The sequence below is a fragment of the Micromonospora sp. DT41 genome, assembly GCF_049841715.1.
In the GTDB taxonomy this organism is placed as follows: domain Bacteria; phylum Actinomycetota; class Actinomycetes; order Mycobacteriales; family Micromonosporaceae; genus Micromonospora; species Micromonospora profundi.
The window spans coordinates 213,427-229,858 of the sequence record NZ_JBNCKU010000002.1; the positions used below are offsets into that span (position 1 = coordinate 213,427).

At 73.1% G+C, this 16,432-nt stretch carries 17 protein-coding genes; 9 read left to right on the forward strand and 8 right to left on the reverse strand.

Annotated features, from left to right (window positions below; translation table 11 throughout):
* The first annotated feature begins 113 nt into the window (after positions 1–113).
* The 4 genes from ACLQ23_RS04915 to ACLQ23_RS04930 all read left to right on the forward strand — a co-directional run bounded on the left by ACLQ23_RS04915 (position 114) and on the right by ACLQ23_RS04930 (position 2,157).
* On the forward strand, positions 114–512 hold the full coding sequence (locus ACLQ23_RS04915; protein ID WP_053655776.1) for a TraR/DksA family transcriptional regulator: 399 nt from the start codon (positions 114–116) through the stop codon (positions 510–512).
* Between the two features lie 48 nt (positions 513–560).
* On the forward strand, positions 561–1,433 hold the full coding sequence (locus tag ACLQ23_RS04920; protein WP_425880392.1) for a DUF72 domain-containing protein: 873 nt from the start codon (positions 561–563) through the stop codon (positions 1,431–1,433).
* A 117-nt stretch (positions 1,434–1,550) separates the two neighbouring features.
* Complete coding sequence (locus ACLQ23_RS04925; protein ID WP_425880393.1) at positions 1,551–1,736, forward strand: hypothetical protein; 186 nt, start codon at positions 1,551–1,553, stop codon at positions 1,734–1,736.
* The gene (locus tag ACLQ23_RS04930; protein WP_053655778.1) at positions 1,729–2,157 is read left to right on the forward strand and encodes a DUF2267 domain-containing protein; all 429 of its coding nucleotides are present in this window, start codon (positions 1,729–1,731) and stop codon (positions 2,155–2,157) included. Before ACLQ23_RS04925 ends, ACLQ23_RS04930 begins: the two co-directional genes overlap by 8 nt.
* A gap of 42 nt (positions 2,158–2,199) precedes the next feature.
* Here the strand turns inward: ACLQ23_RS04930 and ACLQ23_RS04935 are convergent, their stop codons facing one another.
* The gene (locus tag ACLQ23_RS04935) at positions 2,200–2,967 is read right to left on the reverse strand and encodes a DUF72 domain-containing protein (protein ID WP_197281527.1); all 768 of its coding nucleotides are present in this window, start codon (positions 2,965–2,967) and stop codon (positions 2,200–2,202) included.
* Positions 2,968–3,124: 157 nt separating this feature from the next.
* Here ACLQ23_RS04935 and ACLQ23_RS04940 point away from each other — a divergent pair, with 157 nt between their 5' ends.
* Both ACLQ23_RS04940 and ACLQ23_RS04945 read left to right on the forward strand, forming a co-directional pair.
* On the forward strand, positions 3,125–3,430 hold the full coding sequence (locus tag ACLQ23_RS04940; RefSeq protein WP_425880394.1) for a hypothetical protein: 306 nt from the start codon (positions 3,125–3,127) through the stop codon (positions 3,428–3,430).
* 9 nt (positions 3,431–3,439) lie between these two features.
* Complete coding sequence (locus tag ACLQ23_RS04945) at positions 3,440–4,714, forward strand: cupin domain-containing protein (RefSeq protein WP_425880395.1); 1,275 nt, start codon at positions 3,440–3,442, stop codon at positions 4,712–4,714.
* Between the two features lie 47 nt (positions 4,715–4,761).
* On the opposite strand, the gene ACLQ23_RS04950 is transcribed toward ACLQ23_RS04945, so the two are convergent.
* The 7 genes from ACLQ23_RS04950 to ACLQ23_RS04980 form a co-directional block, all read right to left on the reverse strand.
* Positions 4,762–5,271: a trypco2 family protein gene (locus ACLQ23_RS04950; RefSeq protein WP_355594820.1), complete on the reverse strand. Its 510-nt coding sequence runs from the start codon at positions 5,269–5,271 to the stop codon at positions 4,762–4,764.
* A gap of 43 nt (positions 5,272–5,314) precedes the next feature.
* Complete coding sequence (locus ACLQ23_RS04955) at positions 5,315–7,837, reverse strand: CHAT domain-containing protein (protein WP_425735574.1); 2,523 nt, start codon at positions 7,835–7,837, stop codon at positions 5,315–5,317.
* A gap of 94 nt (positions 7,838–7,931) precedes the next feature.
* Positions 7,932–8,594, reverse strand: a complete 663-nt coding sequence (locus tag ACLQ23_RS04960) for a hypothetical protein (RefSeq protein ID WP_355594794.1) — start codon at positions 8,592–8,594, stop codon at positions 7,932–7,934.
* A complete protein-coding gene (locus ACLQ23_RS04965; RefSeq protein WP_355594792.1) occupies positions 8,591–11,266 on the reverse strand; it encodes an FtsK/SpoIIIE domain-containing protein in 2,676 nt (891 codons plus the stop codon). The genes ACLQ23_RS04960 and ACLQ23_RS04965 overlap by 4 nt, the downstream gene beginning before the upstream one ends.
* Positions 11,259–12,320, reverse strand: a complete 1,062-nt coding sequence (locus tag ACLQ23_RS04970) for a hypothetical protein (RefSeq protein ID WP_355594790.1) — start codon at positions 12,318–12,320, stop codon at positions 11,259–11,261. The genes ACLQ23_RS04965 and ACLQ23_RS04970 overlap by 8 nt, the downstream gene beginning before the upstream one ends.
* A gap of 6 nt (positions 12,321–12,326) precedes the next feature.
* Positions 12,327–12,587, reverse strand: coding sequence for a hypothetical protein (locus ACLQ23_RS04975; protein WP_053655789.1), 261 nt, complete (start codon positions 12,585–12,587; stop codon positions 12,327–12,329).
* A gap of 152 nt (positions 12,588–12,739) precedes the next feature.
* Entirely contained in the window at positions 12,740–13,132 is a 393-nt protein-coding gene (locus tag ACLQ23_RS04980; protein WP_355594788.1) for a hypothetical protein, read from the reverse strand.
* Positions 13,133–13,271: 139 nt separating this feature from the next.
* Here ACLQ23_RS04980 and ACLQ23_RS04985 point away from each other — a divergent pair, with 139 nt between their 5' ends.
* Genes ACLQ23_RS04985 through ACLQ23_RS04995 form a run of 3 tightly spaced genes read left to right on the forward strand, consistent with a single transcriptional unit; the run spans position 13,272 to position 16,377 of the window.
* Entirely contained in the window at positions 13,272–15,827 is a 2,556-nt protein-coding gene (locus ACLQ23_RS04985; RefSeq protein WP_355594786.1) for an ATP-dependent Clp protease ATP-binding subunit, read from the forward strand.
* Complete coding sequence (locus tag ACLQ23_RS04990) at positions 15,824–16,027, forward strand: hypothetical protein (protein ID WP_355594784.1); 204 nt, start codon at positions 15,824–15,826, stop codon at positions 16,025–16,027. Before ACLQ23_RS04985 ends, ACLQ23_RS04990 begins: the two co-directional genes overlap by 4 nt.
* Positions 16,027–16,377, forward strand: a complete 351-nt coding sequence (locus tag ACLQ23_RS04995) for a DUF3140 domain-containing protein (protein ID WP_053655796.1) — start codon at positions 16,027–16,029, stop codon at positions 16,375–16,377. The genes ACLQ23_RS04990 and ACLQ23_RS04995 overlap by 1 nt, the downstream gene beginning before the upstream one ends.
* Positions 16,378–16,432 lie beyond the last annotated feature (55 nt).

The following is a 16,432-nucleotide window of genomic DNA, read 5'->3' on the forward strand; positions in this document are numbered from 1 at the left end:
GGCTCACAGAGCGCGGGTGACCGCCCGCGTACCGGATGCGACCGTGACCGGGGCTTTCCGCCGCCGGCACCCGGTTCACATTGAGCCACCAGGCCCAGGAAAGGCAGGCAGCGATGCTCGTCCACGACACGGTCGGTACGGGCCGTTCCCAGACGGAGATCGACCAGATCCGGCTTTCCCTTCAGGCGCGCTACGACGAGCTGACCGCGGAGTACGAGCAGACGGTTCTCCAGAGCCAGGTGCTGCGCCTGGTGGAGGTCGGTGATACCGCCGGCGACGACCAGGCCGACAGCGGCACCAAGACGGCCGAGCGGGACACCGCCCAGTCGTTGCTGCGGACCATCCTGGACCGGCGCGCCCAGTACGAGCACGCGCTCGGTCGGCTCGCCGAAGGCACGTACGGCTGGTGTGAGGGCTGCTCGGCGGCGATCCCCGTGGAACGGTTGGAGATCTTCCCGGCCGCCACCACGTGCGTGACCTGCAAGCAGACCCGCGAGCGGCGGGCGGCCTGAGCGACGCCAGCGGTTGCCGGTCGGTCCGCGACACGATGGACTCAACGCATGGGTGACATTCTCGTGGGCACCGCGTCGTGGACCGACCGCACCCTGCTGGACTCCGGCTGGTATCCGCAGACGGCGGACAACCCGGAGAAACGCCTGGCCTACTACGCCCGGCAGTTCCCGCTGGTCGAGGTGGACGCCACCTACTACTCGCCGCCCGCCGAGGCGACGGCGCGGCTGTGGGCAGAGCGCACCCCGGCGGGCTTCACGTTCAACATCAAGGCGTTCAGCATGCTCACCGGGCATCCGACCCGGGTCAACGCGCTGTACAAGGACCTGCGGCCGGACACCGACAAGAAGAACGTCTACCCCGACGACCTGCCCGCGCAGTCGTACGAGGAGGTGTGGACGCGCTTCCTGTCCGCACTGGACCCGCTTGTCGAGGCGGGCAAGCTGGGCGCGCTGCTGTTCCAGTTCCCGCCCTGGTTCACCATCAAGCGGGCCAACAAGGAGTACCTGCTGGAGGTGGCCAAGCGCTGCTCGCCACTGCGCCCGGTCTACGAGTTCCGGCACGCCTCCTGGTTCGACGGCGACAACGCCGAGGAGACGCTCGCCTTCCTGCGCGAGCACCGGCTGTCGTACGTCTGCGTGGACATGCCGCAGGGTCACCGCTCGTCGGTGCCCCCGGTGCTGGCCGCCACCGGAGACCTCGCGGTGATGCGCTTTCACGGCCACAGCGACAAGTGGACAAGCAAGGACATCCACGAGAAGTTCGGCTACCACTACTCGAAACAGGAGCTGGCGGACTGGGCGCCGAAGCTGCGCGAACTGGCCGACGAGGCCGGGCAGACCCACGTACTCATGAACAACTGCTATCGGGACTACGCCCAGACCAACGCGAAGACCCTCGCCGGGCTCCTCGACACCGCCTGACCGGCCGGCTCACCCGATCCGGGTGGGGCCGGCTCACCCGTCCGACCGGCACGGTGGAGGGGTGCGTGGGGTCGCCGGTGGCGACCGTGCGCCGGAGACGACACGGAGGTGACACCGATGACGGTTCGAGTGGTGAGCGATCGGCGGCGTGGCGCCGTCCTGCGCGTGGTCGGCACTGCCGACAACGCCCGCCGCACCCAGCAGGGCAGCCCGATACGGGCCCGTCGTGGGCCGGCGGGACCGCCGCGACGCGCCGACGACAGACGGTGGGACATCACGGAACGGGGGACGACCGATGGCTGACACGATGATCTCGGCGTTCGAGTCCTCGTTGGACAAGACGAACCTGATCCTCAAGGACATCGAGTCCGCCTACGGGTGGCCCAAGGAGCGGCGCAACCAGTCGTACGCGGCGCTGCGCACCGTCCTGCACCTGCTGCGTGACCGGCTGCCGGTGAACGAGAGCGTCGAGTTCGCCCAGCAGTTGCCGGTCCTGGTGCGGGGGATCTACTTCGACGGATGGAACCCGTCGGACGTCCCGATCAAGCTCAACCGGGACGACTTCCTCTACGAGGTCCGCCAGGGGTTCCCGTACGACGTGCAGGGCGGCCCCGAGCGGGTGGCGCAGGTGGTGCTTGACACCCTGCGCCGGCACGTGACCCAGGGCGAGTGGCAGGACGTGAAGGACACAATGCCCAAGGATCTCGCCACGATGCTGCCGTGACACGCTGCGGCCGGAGGCCCGCCCGACGACCGTCGGGCGGGCTCAGTCGTCGGAGGCGGGCGACGGCACCCGGGACACCGGGTGACCGGCCTTGCGGGCGAGCGCGGCGAAGGCGACAGCGTCCACGATGGCCGCGCCACCGGGGTCGTTGTTGAAATAGACGTACGCCGGTTCGTCCGCGCCGAACGCGTCGGTGAGCCGACGCACCCATGAGCCGAGCGCCGCGCGGCCGTAGCGGGGCCACGGCCGCGCCCGTCCCTCGTGCAGCCGCAGATAGCCGAAGTCCGTGGTGCGCCACTGCGGGGCGACCGGGCGGCCCAGCCGGTCGGCCCAGACCAGCGCCGCGCGCCGGCGCTCCAGCACCGCACGGGTGGCGTCGGTCCACCACGACGGGTGCCGCGGTTCGACGGCCACCCGTACCTCGGCGGGAAACAGCCGCAGTGTCGCGTCGAGCGCATCGACGTCGGCCCGGAGGTTCGGTGGCAGTTGCAGCAGCACCGGGCCGAGCCGGTCACCGAGCGCGGTGGCCCTGCCGAGGAAGCGGGCCACCGGCTCCGCCGGCTCGCGCAGCCGTTTGATGTGGGTGAGGTAGCGGCTCATCTTCACTGCGACGCAGAAGTCCGCCGGGGTTCGCGCCCGCCACGCGGCGAACGTGTCCCGCTCCGGCAGCCGGTAGAAGGCGTTGTTGACCTCGACGGTGGCGAAGCCGGCCGCGAAGTGCTCCAGCCAGAGCCGCTGGGGCAGTTGCTGCGGATAGAAGCGGCCGCGCCAGTCCCGGTACTGCCAACCGGAGGTGCCCACCAGGATCACCACCCCATCCTGGCACCCGGACCCGCCGTCGGTGAACTGCCCGTGTCGCCCCGTTTCGGCGTCTACGGTGTGGGTTAGAGAAGATCGCGTGTGGGGTACCACCCGCTGCACGACGAACCCCGGCGTATGGCGGGGCGGCACATCCGAGGGAGTTCCCATGGCACTCAACGATGACGACATGCAGACCACCGGTGGCGGTGGCCTGGAAGGTCCGGCCGATGGTGGCGCGACGCCCGGTCAGCACGACGGTGGTGCCGATGGCAGCGCGGAGGGTCCGGCCGATGGTGGCGCGACCCCCGGCCAGCACGACGGTGGCGCGGACGGCAGCGCGGAGGGTCCGGCCGATGGTGGCGCGACCCCCGGCCAGCACGACGGTGGTGCCGATGGCGGCGCGGAGGGTCCGGCCGATGGTGGCGCGACCCCCGGCCAGCAGGACGGTGGCGCTGACGGCAGCGCCCGGTAGGGCACCGTCGTGACAGATCTCGACCCGCCGGGCGGCCCCAGCCGCCCGGCGGTTCCGTCCGCCGACGCCACGACGGCGCTGGCCCGCTGCGTCTCGGTGGAGCCGGCCAAGTTCGCCGCCGCGTACTGGGGCCACACGCCGCTGCTGTCCCGCGCCGCCGACCTGCCCGACCCGGCGGGCTTCACCGACCTGCTCAGCCCCGCCGACGCCGACGAGCTGCTGAGCCGACGCGGTCTGCGTACCCCGTTCCTGCGCGTCGCCAAGGACGGCCAGATCGTGCCGGCGGCCCGCTTCACAGGCGGTGGCGGCGCCGGCGCCGAGATCGGCGACCAGGTGCTCGACGAGCGGGTACTGGAGCAGTACGCCGCCGGCGCCACACTTGTGTTGCAGGGCCTGCACCGGATCTGGCCGCCGGTCGTCGACTTCGCCCGTGACCTCGGGCTCGCGTTGAACCAGCCGTTACAGGTCAACGCCTACCTCACGCCGGCGGGCAGCCAGGGCTTCGCCACCCACTACGACACCCACGACGTGTTCGTGCTCCAGGTCGACGGGCGCAAGCACTGGCGGATCCACCCTCCGGTGCTGCCCGACCCGCTGGAGAAGCAGCCCTGGGGCGGCCGTGCCGACGAGGTGGGCGCCACCGCGCAGGGCCCCGCCGCGCTGGACGTGGTGCTCGCTCCCGGCGACGCCCTCTACCTGCCGCGTGGTTGGCTGCACAGCGCCCAGGCGCAGGAGGCCAGCTCGCTGCACCTGACAGTGGGCGTGCGCGCGTTGACCCGCTACGCCCTGGTCGAGGAGCTGCTGGCTCTGGCCGCCGAGGACCAGCGGCTGCGCGCGAGCCTGCCGTTCGGCACCGACGTCGCCGACCCGGAGGCCATCGAGCCGGAGCTGACCGAGACGGTGGAGGCGCTGCGCGACTGGCTGCTGCGCGCCGACCCGGGCGCTGTCGCGGGCCGGTTGCGCCAGCGCGCCTGGTCGGCCGCCCGTCCGGCGCCGATCCGTCCGCTGGCCCAGGCCGCCGCGCTGGACGCCCTGGACGCGGAGTCCCGGCTCGCCCCGCGCCCCGGTCTGCGCTGGCAGCTCGTGCCGCACGGGCCGGACACCGTGGCGCTGCGTCTGTTCGACCGCACCATCACCCTGCCGGTCGCCTGCGAGCCGGCGGTTCGGGCGCTGCTCACCGGAGCCGTCACCCGGGTCGGCGACCTGCCCGGCCTGCCCGACGACGCCGACCGGGTCACCCTGGCCCGCCGCCTGCTGAGGGAGGCGGTCCTGGTCCCGGCCTGAACGTGGCAGTCGTGGTTCCGGCCTGAACGTGGCGTGGCGTCTGCGGCTCAGGCCGCCGCGACCAGCTCGATCCGGAGCGTGTTCGTGACCTCGTCGGTCAGCTCGCCCTCCGCGCCCACCGAGATCGTGCCCTGGTCGGTGACGCCGAAGACGAGTTCCACAGTGCCAGCCCTGAGCACCAGCGGGTCGTCGCCACTGGTGCCGGCGGCGACCGCCGCGCGGATCGTGGTGATCGCGTCGACGAGGGTCTCCTCGACCGCGGCGTCACGCAGTTCGTGCTGGTCCGGGAGGTCTTCGGGCACGAGGGTGATGTCGATGGTGTGCGTGCGTTGCCGGGAGTGGCTGCCGCCCACCTTGACCTTCCAACCGATCACCGGCACCCGGAAGTCCAGGCCACCGCCCAGCTTCGTGGTGGCGACGGCGCTGAGGGTCAGCTGCACCGACGCGACACGCAGGTCCCGGTGCGTGTCGGTGCTGGAGATGCCGGCCCGCTTCACCGCGCTCTTCACGGCCGACACCAACTCGTCAACGGGAACGCTGTCGTCGATCACGTCCATGCCGCACATGTCCTTCTGCGTGGGTGGGGGACCGCCGGCCCGGTCAGGCGGCGGTGGCGAACGGGTCGCCGTAGACGGTGTAGGCCAGCCAGGTCGGGTCGAGGGGGTCGTCCTGCTGCCCGGTGCGCGCCGCGAGGGCCGCCGCGCCGAGCGTCTCGCCCTCGGCCAGCGCCTGGTAGAACGTCGTCGCGAAGCGGGCCGAGCTCTCCGAGCGCACCGCCCACAGCGTGCCCACGAATGCGCCGGCACCGGACGCCATGAACTGCTGCGCCCACCCGAGCATCCTGGTGTACGTCGGGGTCACGCCCGCGCTGCGGCACGCATTGATGAAGACCAGCGGAACGGCGGCCCGCAGCGGTTGGCGGATGCTCGCCTCTGCCAGCAGGGACGGCCGGATCCGTCCGCCGTCCAGGTCGATGAACGAGCCGTCCGCCGAGAACGTGTTGTGGCAGGCGAAATGGATGGCCCCGAGCGACCCGGAGTTGATCAGGTCGAGCAGCTCGTCCGCCCGGGTGATCGGCTCGCCGTCGCCCGCCCCGAGGATCGCCCGGATCGCCGCGACCTCCTCGTGCGCTCCGGTGGGTGCCTTCGCCGGCAGCACGAAACGCGGGTTGTCCAGGCCGATCGCCGCTGTCGCGTGCTGCCCGTATGTGCGCCGTACCACCGGGACCTGCTCGACGAGGAAACCGGCGTCCTGCTGGGCACTGAGCGGATAGAGCAACTCCCACGGCACCACGTCGTAGTCCGTGGCGATCGTGAAGGCGCTCATGCTGCCTCGGACCTGCCAGAACTGGTCCTGGATCTCGCGCGGCACCAGTTCCGACCACAGTTGGATGCCGGCGGACCGGATGACCTGGCGGGTCATTGTCGCGCTGTCACGGGAGCCGCCCCGGGCCACCTGCTGCAGCTCCCGGATGGCGTTCTCCACCGCCGCCGTGGGCGCGTTGGTGACCGACTCGACGACCGGTGCGAACAGCACGCCATGGTCGGAGCGCAACTGGAACGTGTACCGGGTGCCGTCGAACCGGACCTCCATTGTGACCTCGCCCGGCCGCGCGCGCGGGGTCGGCAACGACGCCCGCCTCGGCTGCCCGTCCCGGAACGGGCCGCCGGCTGCCACCGACACCTCGACGGACACCTCGGCGAGGAAGGTGCCGCCGGCCCAGGCCGTCACGTCGAGGCGATGCAATCCGGGGGTACGCGCGCTGTAGCCGAACCGGATCGGCGGCGGGTCCTCGCCCGGCCGGACCAGCATTGTCTGTTGCAGCGGCCCTTCGGCGCGCAGGCCGGCGGGTGCGTGCACGGTGACGGTGACCGGTGTGCCGGCGTCGAGGACGACGAGGCTCTTCATCCGGGCGATAGCAGCGTCCGGGTGCACCGTCCGGCCCTCGGTGACGAGCCGGACGTCGACGCTCAGGTCCTGACTCACCGGCACCTGGGCGGGCGCGCGTGCCACCAGCAGCCGCGTGGGCTGCGGCCGGGCGCCCGCACTCGACCCGGGTCGAGTGCGGGCGCCCATTACCGGGGGCGTCCGACCGGCTCCCGGCCTGCGATGGTGGCGCACCCTCCAGCTGAACGCGCCCACACTCGCTCGCTCCCACCGGGACCACCTGTCCGTGTCCCCGGTGCCGGGCTCCAGCCGCGTGCGCGCCGATCGGAGGGTGATTCCGCCAGGTGCGAGCAGGTCGGAGTCGAGCAGTTCCCGGACGGCGGCTGCGGCGTCGCCGATCTCGCTGACGCCGAACTGCCAGGTGATCGGTCGGCAGGTGTCCAGCAGGAAGGCGCGGACCGGGGGCACCGCGTCCGACACCGCACGCCGGACGACCTGCGCCGGGTCGGTCACCCGGAACACGGCGGCGATCGACGCCCGGAAGTGGCGCCCGAAGTCCTTCGACGGCAGCGGGACGTGGAGAACGACGCGGTGTTCGTCGGTGTCCACCTCGTACCGCGTCGAATACCTGGCGACGTCGCCGGGTGACCACAGCCTCGGCGTGGCAGCCTCGGCGACCTCCAGATCGCCGGTACGGGTCGAGTAGACGACTGCCGCCCCGGGTGCGGGCGGCGGCATGGCCAGCCGCACCGGCGCCTCGTCGAGCAGCACCGGCACCGACCGTCCGGTGGCGGCGGTGTCCGTCACGACGATGGTGGCGAGGTCGTCGACGAGCCGACGGTTGTCCGAATAGGCGCTCGGCACGCGGACCCGCCAGAACCGCGCGTCGCCGAGTGGCCGTAGGGCGGGGGGCAGATCTGCCTCGGTCGGCTGCTCCGCGTCGTCCACCAGCACGCCAATGACCGGGACGTCCAGCGCGAAGGCGGTCTCCACCTCCTGGCCGACGGCGTCCGAGGGACCACACGCCGGCCCGTCCACGCTGGCACGCCACCGCGATCCGATCACGGCGATCATCGCCGTGGACTTCGCCAGGCGGCGCAAGCGGCCGGCGTCGGCTATGGCCGACGGGGGGCGAAAGACGCTCGCGCTGCCGAATCGGGCGGTCAGCGCGTCGTCGATCAACCGCGCCACGAAGCTGTCGTCGTCGCGGTGACAGCTGAGGAAGAAGCTGACCATCGCGCGTACCGTATCGGAGATCCGGCCCCGACTCGCGTTCTCGCTGGTCGGCTATGCGACAGCCCGCTGTGGACGGCAGTGCGTCAGGGCGGTCTCAGCGGCCGAGCACCAGCAGCAGCGCGGTGGTGAGCAGGCCGGCGCCGAGCACCACGATGATCGGGCGCGGCCCGAGCACCGCGTGCCGGCGGTCGGCCAGCACCCGAGCCGGCACCAGCCCGATCAGCGGCCCGCACAGCGTCACCACAAGCGCCAACACCGGCATCCCGACCTCCAGGTCCCCGCCGTACCCGACGCCGAGCGCCCGCGCGCCCACCCCCAACGCGTACGCAAGCACCGCGCCGGCCACTCCGGAGAGCGCCAGCAGAGGGTTGACCGAGCCGGGCAGCTCGCCGGGCTGCCCCGCCCGGTTGATCAGGTCCCGTGCCCGGGTGAGCAGCAACACCGGGTCGGTGGCGCCGCTACCGTTGGCCGGTACCGGTGGGCCGGAGAGACGCCGGACGCCAAGCCGCGTCCGTACCTGCTGCCACAGGTGTGCCACCTCGGCGTCGACGCGTTCCTGCTCCTCGCGGGCGGCGATCAGCTCCTCCTCGGCGAGCCGCACCTGTTCGGTGGCGTCGGCGACGGCCTGCTCGGCGGCCGCGCACTGCCGCTCGTGCCAGGTGTGCGCCTCGGCGCGCTGTTCGCGTACCCGCGCGGTCAGTTCGGCCAGCCGCCGCAGTTGCGCCGCGTACGTCTCACTTGTCACCGGTTGGTTCATCGTGACGGTCCATAGGGGATGATCACCTGTCCGGTGCGGTGCACCGCCCGGTCGAAGAAGAGCCCCCGCCACGGGCGGGGATACCAGTCCGGGCCGCCGGTGCCCGGATAGAGCGACGCGCCCAACTCGCCGCCGTGCGCGTCGAGCGCCACCCAGGCGCCGATCTGGTCGGTGCGGGCTGCCGGGCCACCCAGGTCGGCGCGCATCCGGGCCACGCCCCGCCACCAGGCCAGCACGTGGGTCCGCCGCTCCGGCCCGTCGTGCAGGATCCGACGCAACTGCTCCAGGCCGGTACGTCGTCCGGCCCGCGCCGCAAGCGCCCCGGCCGCCGCGTCGACGGCGAACAGCAGCAGATAGTGCGGGCTGCCGGGGCCGGTGAGCCCGTCGGCGGTCTCGGCCATCAGCTCGCCGACGGTCTCCTCGTCGTACCAGGCGGCGTCGTCGGCAAGGTCGTCGTAGAGCGCGCGGGCGATCGGGTCGGCGTCCGGGTCCAGGCAGGCGATGGAGAAACGGGCGGTGCCCGGCGGGTGCTGGCGGGCCAGTGACCGGGCCGCCGCGTCCAGCACCGCGCACGCCTCGTCGACACGGGTGCCCAGCACCGCGAGGTTGCGGCCCGGGGCGCGGGGCAGCCGCAGCGCCGCCGACCGGGCCTGTACGTCGATGATCTCGCCGAGCAGGGCCACCGGGTTGCGGGGCGTACGCCCGTCCGGCGGCACGGCGAGCGCCCGGAAGTCCGGCGCCTCGGCCAGCCGGGGGACCGCGTCGCCGTCGAAGAGCCGGGCCGGCGCCGCGTCGGCGGGGCGCATCCGCCACAGGCGGTGCTGAAGGGTGCTCCACGTCTGCCAGTCGCTTGCCGCCGGGATCTGGGCGATCTCGTTGCCCTCCACCATCCCCGACTCGGCGTTGACCACAGCGTGCCAGCGTGGCAGCGACTGCGCCGCGTCGTTGCGTTCGGCGAGGATCCGCAGCGCCTTGGGCAACGCGATGCGCAACGCGAACTGGGCCACAAGCGCCGGGCGGCCCCACAGTGCCTCGATGCCCCGTACGTCCTGGGAGGCGAGCACCAGGTGGATGCCCTGCGAGCGACCCCGCCGGGCCAGATCCTCCAGCAGGTCGGCGGCCTCCCGGGCGACGACGTCCCGGCCGGCCAGCAGCATCTGGAACTCGTCGACCACTGCGACGATCCGTGGCCAGTGCCCCGTCGGGTCGACAGCGCGCAGCTCGGCCAGCTTGGTGACCTCGTGCTTCTTGGCGGCGTCGGCCCGTCGGCGCAGCTCATCGGTGAGGAACCGCAGCAGCGCCAGCCCGAACTCCCGGTCGGTGTTGACGTTGATGCCGACCAGCCGCATGTGCGGCAGCCAGCTCGGGTCACGCCGGCCCTGCGCGAACCGGGCGAAGGACACCCCCTCCTTGAAGTCCAGCAGATAGAACTCCAGCTCGGCGGGGGAGTAGCGGGCTGCGAGGGCGCCGATCCAGGCGAAGATCAGGTTGGTCTTGCCGGTGCCGGACGGCCCACCGATGAGGGCGTGCGGCGGATAGTCACCAAGAGTCAGCCGTACGGGCCGGCCGTGCGGCCCCGAACCGATCGGCGCGGTCAGGCCGCCGGCCGAGTCCTCCCGCCACATCAGCTCCGGCGGTGGCAGCAGCTCGTCGAACGGGGTCGGCGGCGGTCCGGCGTTCACCTGGGCGGCGATCGACCGGCAGGTCTCGGTGACAAGCGTCGCCGGTGGCGGCGGGTCCAGCCGTACCGGCAGGCCGGACGGGCCGCCGATCCGGGTGCCGGACGTGTCGGCCACCACGCGGGTCACCGTCGGGTCGTCCGGCAGCGGCACGCCCCGGACCACGAGGTGCACCCCGCAGGCGGCTCCGGTGCGGACCACCCTGTCGAGTTGCCCGCGCTCGTGCCGGTTGAGTTCGTCGCCGCCGAGCAGCACCGCCACCCGCCACGGCTCGGGGCGCCGGCCGGTCGCGGCGGCCAGGTCGCGCAGCGAGCCGTGCTCACCGGCCAGCACCGTCTCGTTGATCCGGCGGATCTGCTCGACCAGGTCGTCGAGCAACGGGCCCAACCCGCCGGGGCCGACGAAGGTGAGCAGCCCCGCGGTGCCCAGCGGGGCGAACCCGGCCAGGCCGCCGCCGAGGTGCTCCGGGTCGTACCCGATCAGTCGGATGGCGCCCGGTTCGGCGCGGCCGGCGGCCCGCAGCAGCAGCGCGGACACGACGGCGTCGCAGCCGGCGCGGTCGTCGCCGGTGAGCTGGACGTGCCCGGCGTCGAGCAGCGGCACCAGCGCGGGCACCGGGTCGACGTCGTCGATCCGGACCGTGCCGACCCGCAGCGCGCCGGGCGGTTCGGCCCGCCGGGTGGGAGTGGGTTGCCAGCCCGGCCAGTCGGCGCCGGCGCAGCCGGGCGCTTCGCGGCGGGCGGCGTCGGCGGCCTGGCGGGCCAGCTCGGCGATCCGGGAGGCGTACCGGCTGTCGATCTCGGCGAGACGGCGGTCCCGCTGGGCGGCCACCCGCTCCGGCACGGCGGCGGCGGCCCGGCGGATCCGGGTCAACCGCTCCCGCCCGGCGGTCAGATCGGCCTGGGCGGCGGACAGCCGGGTACGGGTGGCGCCCAGCGCCTCGGCGAGTGTGTCCCGGACCCGGCTGGCGAGCTGCCCGCGCCGGTCAGCCATCGGAGCTCCGGCGGGCCGGCGCGTCCCGCCACGGACTGCCGGTACGCGGCAGGCCGACGGAGTGCTGCCGCTCCCCTCCGTCGGGGGAGGCGGCCGGGCGCTGCCGCGCGCCGTTGGCCCGGTGGCCACCCGCCGGCTGCGGGCTCGCGGTGCGCTGCGAACCGGCGGTGCGCTGCGGGCCGGTGGCAGCCTGCGGGCCGGTGGGGGGCGGCTGCGCGCCGGTGGGCAGGTCCCGGCCCAGCCGGGCGAGCAGCAGCCCGGTCGCCACGCCTGCGGTGACCGCCGAGTCGGCGGCGTGCGGCGGCTCACCGGAGGATCGCGGCGGCGGCATCCGGCACACCCGGGTCAACAGCGTCTCCAGAACCGGCGGCGGCAGTCCGGGAAGCAGGTCGCGGATCCGCCCGTCCAGCTCACCGCGCAGCCGCCCCAGGTCGGCGGCGCGCGGCGGATGCCCCAGCAGCTCACCGGCCAGCTCGCGCAGCAGCGGTGGGGCAAGCGCGGCCATGCCCAGGCCCACGTCGGCCGACGCCCGACGCAGCTCGGTGCGCAGCCGGTCCCGGTCACCGGCGCGCACCCCGCGTACGACCCGGCGCAGCAGCTCCTGGGAGTCGTCGAGCCGTTCGTCGGGCTCGTCGGCGCCGCCGTCGCTGCCGCCGGTCAGCTCCGCCACCCGTACCGCCCACCAGCGGCGCATCCGGACCTGCTCGGGTGCCTCCGGCGCCACTGTGGTGGGCTCCTCCGACGGTGGTGCGTCGTGGCGGGGGTCGCGGCGTTCCGGGCGGGGCGGCGGGGCGCCGTCGGCGGCCAGCCCGATCGCTGCCAGGTACGCCGAGAGCTGCTCCTGCGCCACCCGCAGCGCGTAGTTGGCGCTCTCGGCGTGCTCGGTGGCGGCGGACAGCTCGGGCACTCCCATCGGGTTGGCCGACTCCTGGCGGACCCAGCGCAGCCGCTCCGCGGCCAGGCCGAACTTCTCCAGCGCCTGCCCGAGCAGCCCCACCGGGAACTCCTCGCTGGCGGCGCGGACCTGCCCGCCGACGTCCTCGATGATGGACACGACCGCCTACAGGGTGGCGACGTAGAGCTGCGCCTGCTCGACCGCGACAAGTGTCGCGGCGAGACACTCCTCCAGCTCCTGGCTGGCCTGGCTCAGCGACGCCTGGGCCGCCTCCACCGTCTCGTGCCCGCTGCCCTCCAGCGCGCCCGCGAGGGTCTGCTGGGCCTCGGACAGCTTCTCCCCGGCGGCCTGCACGGCTGTCTGCCCGTCACCGATCTGTTGGAGGGCGACATCGATGGCAGCCTTCAGCTCGGCGACGCTCGCCACGGTGCAACCTCCTGGGGGCGGGGAGGCCTCCATTAGAGCCTATCGGCGATCGTGGGAAAACCTCCGCCCTGGTGGTGTTCCTGCCCGGCTGTCCGGTTGCCGCCCTGAAGTGCCGGGAGTCCGTTCTGTGGGAGTCCCAGTGCGAGAACTTCTCACCTGTTGGCGGGGGCGTCGCGCAGCCACCGGGGCCCGTACACCTCGGCGCCAAGCGCGGTGACCCGCTCGCGCAACTCCCGGTCGGCGGTGACCACGAGCCTGCGGCGTCGTGGCGCGGCCTGCACCAACTCGACCACCGTGTCGTCGCCCGAACCCGGGGCGGAGACCACCCGGACGTCGTCGATGCCGGGCACGTCCCGCGCGGCGCCCTCGACCACGAGCACCACCTCGACCGGCGCGTCCAGCCGGGCGGGCAGGCCGGTCGCGGCCACCGGCGCGAGTGAGTCACGCAGCCGGGCGGCGGCCCCGGCCCGGTCCCGCCACCACCCGTTCGGGCGGGAGCCCACAACGTTGGCGCCGTCCACGATCAGCAGCGGGTTCTCATCCATGCCGCAAGCCTGCCACCACCTGCCGGCGTCGGGCCCACGCCACTCCACGACGCCGGGCGTCGCCGCCGGTGGGCGTTTGTCGCGCCGGGTGCCGGGTAGCCCCTGCCGACCATGCCGCGCCCGATTGCGGAGGACAGACATGATGGGACCCGGTGACGCTGGCTCCGACCCGTGGGACGAGTTCCTGGCCCGGTACTTCGGCCGGGGTGAGGGAGGGCGCCGGCCGCCACACCGGGTGGACATCACCCGACTCATGACCGCCGACGCGCGGGAGATGCTCGCCGACGCGGCCCGGCGTGCCGCGCAACGGCAGAGCAACGACCTGGACACCGACCACCTGCTCTGGGCGGCGCTGCAACGCGAACCCCTGCGGGATCTGGTGAGCCGGGCCGGCGCCGACCCGGACACCCTGCTCAACGCGCTCGGCGGGAAGGGCGACAGCGCGCCGCGCGGGGAGGTGCCGCCCAACCTGTCGTTGACCCCCGCCGCCAAGCGGGCGCTGCTCGATGCCCACCAGCTGTCCCGGGCGATGGGCGCCAACTACATCGGCCCCGAGCACATCCTGATGGCGCTGCCGCTCAACCCGGAGTCGCCGGCCGGCCGGATGCTCGCCGCCGGTCGGATCCAGCCCGAGTCCTTGCAGGCCGCCAACGCCGAGCGCGGGCCGATGAACGGGCCGAAGCCCGACCGCGGCACACCCACCCTGGACCAGTACGGGCAGGACCTCACCGACCTGGCCCGCGCCGACCAGATCGACCCGGTGATCGGGCGGGCCGACGAGATCGAGCAGGCAGTGGAGATCCTGTCGCGGCGGACCAAGAACAACCCGGTCCTGATCGGTGAGGCAGGTGTCGGCAAGACCGCGATCGTCGAGGGCCTCGCCGAGCGGATCTGCGACGGTGACGTGCCGCAGACCCTGCTCGGCAAGCGGGTGGTCCAGCTGGACCTGGCCGGCCTCGTCGCCGGCACCCGCTACCGGGGCGACTTCGAGGAGCGGCTGAAGAAGGTGATCGACGAGATCCGGGCGCACCGCGACGAACTGATCATCTTCCTGGACGAGATCCACACCCTGGTCGGTGCCGGCGGCGCGGGCAGCGAGGGCGGCATGGACGCCTCCAACATGCTCAAGCCCGCGCTGGCCCGGGGCGAGCTGCGGGTGATCGGCGCGACAACGCTCGACGAGTACCGCAAGAGCATCGAGAAGGACGCCGCGCTGGCCCGCCGGTTCCAGCCGGTGCTGGTGCCCGAGCCCGACGTCGACGACACGATCGCCATCCTGCGCGGCCTGCGCGACAGGTACGAGGCGCACCACCAGGTGCGGTTCACCGACGAGGCGCTCGTCGCCGCCGCCGAACTGTCCGACCGGTACGTCACCGACCGGTTCCTGCCGGACAAGGCCATCGACCTGATCGACCAGGCCGGCGCCCGGGTCCGGCTGCGCACCCGCACGCCCGCCTCCGACGTGCGGGATCTGGAACGCGAACTCGACGAGGTACGCCGGGACAAGGAACAGGCGGTCACCGACGAGCAGTACGAGCGGGCCTCGGCGCTGCGCGACCGGATCGGTGAGCTGGAACAGGAGATCCGCCGCGCCAACGGTGACGACGGCAACTCCTCGCAGGTGCCCGAGGTGGGTCCCCGGGAGATCGCCGAGGTGGTTTCCCGGGCCACCGGCATCCCGGTCAGCCAGCTCACCGAGGAGGAGCGGGACCGGCTGCTGCGCCTGGAGGGGCACCTGCACGAGAAGGTGGTCGGCCAGGACGACGCGGTCACCGCCGTCGCCGAGGCGGTCCGCCGCTCCCGCGCCGGACTGGCCGACCCGGACCGCCCGATGGGCAGTTTCCTGTTCCTCGGTCCCACCGGCGTCGGCAAGACCGAACTGGCCCGTGCCCTGGCCGAGGCGCTGTTCGGTGAGGCAGACCGGATGGTCCGGGTGGACATGAGCGAGTTCCAGGAGCGGCACACTGTCAGCCGGCTCGTCGGCGCCCCGCCCGGGTACGTCGGCTACGAGGAGGCCGGCCAGCTCACCGAGGCGGTACGCCGTCGCCCGTACGCCGTGGTGCTGCTCGACGAGATCGAGAAGGCCCACCCGGACGTGTTCAACATCCTGCTCCAGGTGCTCGACGACGGGCGGCTCACCGACAGTCAGGGCCGGACGGTGAACTTCAAGAACACCGTACTGATCATGACAAGCAACCTCGGCTCCGAGTTGATCACGGGCAGTCAGCGCAGCGTCGGGTTCGGCACCGGCGCGCCGGGCAGCGAACAGGAGAGCGACGAGCTGCGGGAGCGGCTGATGCGCCGCCTTCAGGAGAACTTCCGTCCGGAGTTCCTCAACCGCATCGACGAGACCATCATCTTCCGGCGGCTGGAGGCCGAGCAGCTGCGCCAGATCACCGGGCTGCTGCTTGAGGAGACCCGCCGCCGGCTGCACGCGCAGGACATCCAGGTGGAGTTCACCACCGCCGCCATGGACTGGCTCGCCGAGCACGGCTACCAGCCGGAGTTCGGCGCCCGCCCACTGCGCCGGGTGATCCAGCGGGAGGTGGACAACCACCTGTCCCGGATGCTGCTGGAGTCGGCGATCTCGCCCGGGCAGAAGGTCGTCGTGGACGCCCGCGACGGGCAGCTCGCCTTCGACGTGCACGCGGGGGAGCGGGGCTACAAGGCCGCCACGACCTCGCATCCACGATGACCCCGGCGGAACGACAACCGGAGGACGACAGGGCGCACCCGCCCGCCGAGCCGCCGGACGACGACGAGCATCCCGACCCGATCCTGGCCTCGCCGACCGCGAACCCTCGCCGTACGCGGGTGCCGGCGGAGGGTCTGCACCCGAAGACCGACCAGGACGACCCGGAGACGGCCGGGCCGCCGCGGCGAGAGGAGACCTGATGGTACGCGAAACGCGGCTCGACCCCGAGGTGGAAGTGCTCTGGGAGGACTTCCACGCCGAGGTAAACGTCCCGTCGGAGAAGCTGCGCAGTTGGCTGCTGACACGGGGGTCCGGTGAGGAGGCGTTCGGGTCGAACCCGGATCTCGACCTGCCCCAGCCCGGCCGGGAGATCCTCAAGGTGCTCAACAAGCGCAAGGTCGACCTCACCCCGGACGACATCGAGGTGATGCGGGAGGCTGTCGAGCGGATCCGCGAGCTGATGGACGCCAAGCCGCCCCGCGGCAACGCCGACGACAGCTGGCGGCACTCCCTGCTCGACCTGGGCCACGATCCACTCGTCGAACGCTGAACGCGGTCCACGCGCGACGGTGCCGTCCCGGGCGGGACGGCACCGTTTCCGCGTC

Bases quoted from the DNA above. Each gene is read 5' to 3' on its own strand.
- ACLQ23_RS04915 (WP_053655776.1), top strand. From the start codon at position 114: ATGCTCGTCCACGACACGGTCGGTACGGGCCGTTCCCAGACGGAGATC.
- ACLQ23_RS04920 (WP_425880392.1), top strand. From the start codon at position 561: ATGGGTGACATTCTCGTGGGCACCGCGTCGTGGACCGACCGCACCCTG.
- ACLQ23_RS04925 (WP_425880393.1), top strand. From the start codon at position 1,551: ATGACGGTTCGAGTGGTGAGCGATCGGCGGCGTGGCGCCGTCCTGCGC.
- ACLQ23_RS04930 (WP_053655778.1), top strand. From the start codon at position 1,729: ATGGCTGACACGATGATCTCGGCGTTCGAGTCCTCGTTGGACAAGACG.
- ACLQ23_RS04940 (WP_425880394.1), top strand. From the start codon at position 3,125: ATGGCACTCAACGATGACGACATGCAGACCACCGGTGGCGGTGGCCTG.
- ACLQ23_RS04950 (WP_355594820.1), bottom strand. From the start codon at position 5,271: ATGGACGTGATCGACGACAGCGTTCCCGTTGACGAGTTGGTGTCGGCC.
- ACLQ23_RS04955 (WP_425735574.1), bottom strand. From the start codon at position 7,837: ATGGTCAGCTTCTTCCTCAGCTGTCACCGCGACGACGACAGCTTCGTG.
- ACLQ23_RS04960 (WP_355594794.1), bottom strand. From the start codon at position 8,594: ATGAACCAACCGGTGACAAGTGAGACGTACGCGGCGCAACTGCGGCGG.
- ACLQ23_RS04965 (WP_355594792.1), bottom strand. From the start codon at position 11,266: ATGGCTGACCGGCGCGGGCAGCTCGCCAGCCGGGTCCGGGACACACTC.
- ACLQ23_RS04980 (WP_355594788.1), bottom strand. From the start codon at position 13,132: ATGGATGAGAACCCGCTGCTGATCGTGGACGGCGCCAACGTTGTGGGC.
- ACLQ23_RS04985 (WP_355594786.1), top strand. From the start codon at position 13,272: ATGATGGGACCCGGTGACGCTGGCTCCGACCCGTGGGACGAGTTCCTG.
- ACLQ23_RS04990 (WP_355594784.1), top strand. From the start codon at position 15,824: ATGACCCCGGCGGAACGACAACCGGAGGACGACAGGGCGCACCCGCCC.
- ACLQ23_RS04995 (WP_053655796.1), top strand. From the start codon at position 16,027: ATGGTACGCGAAACGCGGCTCGACCCCGAGGTGGAAGTGCTCTGGGAG.